Genomic DNA, 4,824 nt, shown 5'->3' with positions numbered 1-4,824 from the left:
TTTAGCTGCATAAAAATATTTGTCTAACTTTTTGGGTTCAGTTCATCCCCCAATAGGGTAATGCGTTAAAGCACCGGGGGACAGTCCCCCAATGGGGTAATGCGTTAAAGCATCGAGGGACTGTCCCCCGATGGGGTAACGCGCTAAAGCGGAGTGATTCTCTTTTGGTTTGGTTTTGATTGTAATAGCATATTTCTTCCAAAATTGGGTAAAAGAAAGAGGTGATGATTTTAAGGAGGATCTATGATGATTGAAAATAACGAGAAGGATGCTTCGGGCGGACAAGGTGTGGAACGCGAGACGCTGACCACACGGCAGGGGCATCCTGTGTCAGATAACCAAAACATTCGTACGATTGGGGACCGAGGCCCAGCAACATTAGAGAATTATCATTTCATTGAAAAAATCTCTCATTTTGACCGTGAAGAGATACCAGAACGGGTTGTTCACGCAAGAGGGACTGGGGCCTTTGGCTATTTTGAAACGTATGGAAAGGTCGGAGATGAGCCGGTCGAAAAGTATACCCGTGCGAAAGTATTTTCAGGTGCCGGAAAGAAAACACCGCTTATGGTTCGTTTTTCTACAGTCGCAGGAAGTAAGGATTCGCCGGAAACAGCCCGCGACCCGCGCGGCTTTGCGGTAAAAATGTATACGGAGGATGGCAACTGGGATCTTGTAGGGAACAACCTGAAAATTTTCTTTATCCGCGATGCAATGAAGTTCCCTGATATGATTCATGCGTTTAAAGCAGACCCGGCTTCAAACGTGCCAAATCCGGAGCGGATGTTTGATTTCGTTTCCCGCACACCAGAGGCCACACATATGATTACATTCCTATTCTCTCCATGGGGGATACCAGCGACCTACCGCCATATGCAGGGGTCCGGCGTTAACACCTATAAGTGGGTAAACGCTAAAGGCGAGGCAGTCCTAGTAAAATACCACTGGGAGCCGAAGCAAGGAATTCGTAACTTAACACAAGAAGAAGCCAACGAAATCCAAGCGACAAACGTCGGTCATGCGACACAGGATTTATATGAAGCAATTGAGCGCGGAGAGTATCCGGAATGGGAGCTTTTTGTACAAATCATGGAGGATGACTACCATCCAGAGCTTGATTTTGATCCGCTTGATGATACAAAGCTTTGGCCGGAGGATAAGTTCCCGTGGCTGCCGGTAGGTCGGATGGTCCTTGACCGCAATCCAGTCGATTTCCATGCCGAGATTGAGCAGGCGGCCTTTGGTACAGGAGTTCTTGTCGATGGAATGGATTTTTCGGATGATAAAATGCTCCAAGGCCGCACCTTCTCTTATTCGGATACGCAGCGCTACCGCATTGGTGCCAATTATCTAAAATTGCCTGTAAATGCACCAAAAGCGCCTGTTCGCACAAACCAGCATCGCGGTCAAATGGATATCCGTGACCCGAAAGAGTCGGGAGATAATCCACATATCAACTATGAGCCATCGATGCTCGGCGGCTTTCAGGAAGCAAGCACAGAAAACCGTGCACCGCACCAGCCGATGTATAATGCGGCAGCCATGAGTGCGCCGATTGATCGTCCGAACAACTACGGACAAGCAGGCCATACATACCGCAGCCTTGAAGATTGGGAGCGCGATGAATTGATCAAGAACCTATCCGAAGCCCTTGCTGTCTGTGACAAACGTATCCAAGACGCGATGATCGGACACTTCACACAAGCCGATGAAGACTATGGCCGCCGTGTGAAAGAAGGCATTGAAAAAGTAATGAAAGAAATGAAGCAGGAAAACAAAGTTCCTGGCCGTGAATCAGGTAAATCCAAATTCGGCCAAGGTTCATTAGCTGCGAATGAAGCCGTGGACGAGGCAGTAAAGAAAAGCCATGGAGCGGATCCTTATTAAGGGTAAAATAAGCGTTCCTTTTAATAAAAAACAAAAAATGACGTGTACACGATTCACACGTCATTTCTTGTTTTTTAGAGGTAGAATCCATCTTATTTAATAGCAAGAAGCCTGCAATAGAAAAAACCTCTTTCTCTATGATAAAGGAACAAGCCCACCTTGCGTACTCCCGTTCAACAGAGCTTCCACGTCCCGGCTTGGCAGAGGTTTGCTGAAAAAGTATCCTTGGGCCATTTGGCATTGATAGTTTTTCAGGAATGCCAGCTGCTCGTTCGACTCGACTCCTTCTGCAATGACTTCCAAATGCATATGTTTAGCCATAGAGATGATGGTTTGAACGATGGAGGCATCATTACTATCATTCGGAAGATCCCTAACAAAGGATTGATCGATTTTTAACGTATGAATCGGCATCTTTTTCAGATATTGCAGCGAGCTATAGCCTGTGCCAAAGTCATCGATACTAAGCTTGATGCCCATTTGAGACAACTCCTGAACCACATGTGACGCATGACTGCTTTCGAATGGAATATTTTCCGTAATCTCCAGCTCAAGGTAATTCGGGTCCATGCCTGTCTCCTGGATAATCCGGCGAACATGCTCCAGGTATTGTTCATCCATAAATTGATTGATAGAGACATTCACTGCAATCGTAAGCGGAGGAAATCCTTTCTCTCTCCAAGTCCTCCATTGCTTGCAGGCTGTCTCAAGGATCCATGTTCCCATCGGAATAATAAGGCCGGTCTCTTCCGCAACAGGAATAAAGGTCCCCGGAGAAATAAATCCTTTATACGGATGATCCCATCTAACCAGTGCTTCCACTCCCTTAATCGCACCCGTATCAATGTGAATCAAAGGCTGATAAACAAGGTAGAACTCCTGCCTTTCTATCGCATAACGAAGGTCTCTTTCCAGATGAAGCATATCAGCCGTACCTGAACTAAGGGAGGAATGGTAGAACGAATACCGATTCCTTAAGGCTTTTTTCGCTGAGTACATCGCCGTATCGGCCCGCTGAAGCAAAAGGTCAATCTCCTCGCCATGTTCCGGAAAAAGGCTGATCCCGATACTTGACGTAACAATCAGTTCATTTCCTTTAATATCCGTCACTCTTTGTAAAGAATGAAGAATCTGTTTCGCCAGTTTCGCCGTTTTTTCTCGACTCGTATTTGGCAGAAAGACTAAGAATTCATCTCCGCCCTGCCTGCATATGATGCCGGAATCCCCAATGCAGCCTGAAAGCCGTTTGGCTGTCTCCTGTAAAAGAAAGTCCCCGATAGAATGACCGAAAGAATCATTAATGAGCTTAAAGCGGTCTAAATCTAAAAATAGAATAGCCACCGTTTCATTCCTTTGTTTCGCAGCTGCTAATGTTTCCTCTAGCTGCTGAGAGAAATATCGATAGTTAGGCAGCCCTGTTAAATGATCATGATAGGCTAAATATTCTACTTGTTTAATAGATTTTTCAAGCAGCGTATTTTTATTCATTAACTCAACGGTTCTTTCCGTAACCGTCCTTTCTAAATCCTTATTTAACACAGTCAGTTTTTTCAAAAGAGACTTGTTCTCGGCTAATGTGTACACTTGGCGCAAGAGGATAAGAATGAGTGTGAGAACGGACCCAATAATCAGGCTGTTAAAGACCTGATCTTGACAAATGGTTAAAAGAAACAGCATCAGCACACCTAAATAAGGGACCATTAAGCGTGGAGACTTAATCAATCTAGTCCAGTCGCCAATCGTATTTTCCGCTGCTTTTGGAGGCTCAAACGTTAGAACAGGTTCGCCTCTTCCATAGAAACTAGATAACCCAACCAACAGAATACCTGCTGTCCAAAGGAGATCAATCGGGTTTCCTGTTTGATAGGCATGGTGTGTTTCAAGATAGAAGTAGAACGTATCCGCCAGCAATAATAGAATTATCCCTGAAAAAATAACCCAAAACACCTGCAGCTGTTCTTTGACCGTTCCAGAGTAATAGATACAGAGAAGAATGAAAAGAACGAGCAAATCGCTAACAGGGTAAATCAAACTGAGCACTTTTTCAAAGGTTCCTTGATTGCTATTAATAGCCGGCTTCAGGATATACTCCCAGCAGAAAAAAGCCGTGACGATAAAAATAATACTCACATCATAGAGAATTTGAGCAATTCTTAATGACTTCCGGTTCTTGACTATGACCCAAAGTAATGCCGCCAGTTGAAAAGCATTCACTAGAATCCACATGATATCGGCAGCACTAGGGAAGGGAGCGGCGGTATGTAAAAAGATTTCGTACACATCCCAAATGATCATGGCACAAGCATAAAAAAAATGAGAAAAGGCAAGAAATAACCAGAAGTTCCTATCATGGCTCCTCTCCGTCAAATACCGTCTAAACAACCAAATCGTAACAAGAAGCGGTGCGAACGTTTGAAAGAAATTCGAGATGACCATAAGCGACCATTCATCATGTCTATAGATGATAACTAAGATAATGTTTAAGAACATAAGCAAAGCAGTAATGGTAATGGCTCTGCTCTGCGCTGATAAATTCCCCATGAGAAACCCCTTTTAAATGATGAAAAGCAGATTGGTTTCCTGGCAAATAATAGTCAGGAAGTTATATGGGAATATTTTACCATATAAGCCGCCTGAAATCTAAATTATTTGTAAATTCTAGTCGATATTTGGTGTCAGGCGCCGTTGATGGAATAGGGATAGAGGGTCAATTCTGACAAGAACGAGGTCAAAAAACGAAACCCTGTCGGAAAAGAAGTCTGATTCTGACAAGAACAAGGTAAAAACCCGGAACGTTGTCAGAAAGAAGACCAGATTCTGACAAGAGCAAGGCAAAAATCCGGAACGTTGTCAGAAAGAAGACCAGATTCTGACAAGAGCAAGGCAAAAACCCGGAACGTTGTCAGAAAGAAGGTCTGATTCTGACAAGAGCAAGGC

At 44.3% G+C, this 4,824-nt stretch carries 2 protein-coding genes; one reads left to right on the top strand and one right to left on the bottom strand.

The annotated features are described in order from the left end of the window. Nucleotides 1–246: 246 nt before the first annotated feature. Complete coding sequence (locus tag F4V44_RS27135; RefSeq protein ID WP_150443092.1) at nucleotides 247–1,887, top strand: catalase; 1,641 nt, start codon at nucleotides 247–249, stop codon at nucleotides 1,885–1,887. 135 nt (nucleotides 1,888–2,022) lie between these two features. Here the strand turns inward: F4V44_RS27135 and F4V44_RS27130 are convergent, their stop codons facing one another. Then, a complete protein-coding gene (locus tag F4V44_RS27130; protein WP_150443090.1) occupies nucleotides 2,023–4,428 on the bottom strand; it encodes a putative bifunctional diguanylate cyclase/phosphodiesterase in 2,406 nt (801 codons plus the stop codon). Nucleotides 4,429–4,824 lie beyond the last annotated feature (396 nt).

It is taken from the genome of Niallia endozanthoxylica, assembly GCF_008710145.1.
GTDB lineage: Bacteria > Bacillota > Bacilli > Bacillales > Cytobacillaceae > Bacillus_BD > Bacillus_BD endozanthoxylica.
Note: the sequence above shows the minus strand (reverse complement) of the source record. Positions and strands in the feature narration are given on the sequence as shown.

What these genes read in the sequence shown, in the direction of transcription:
- F4V44_RS27130 (WP_150443090.1), bottom strand. Translation starts at nt 4,428, where the DNA reads ATGGGGAATTTATCAGCGCAGAGCAGAGCCATTACCATTACTGCTTTG.
- F4V44_RS27135 (WP_150443092.1), top strand. Translation starts at nt 247, where the DNA reads ATGATTGAAAATAACGAGAAGGATGCTTCGGGCGGACAAGGTGTGGAA.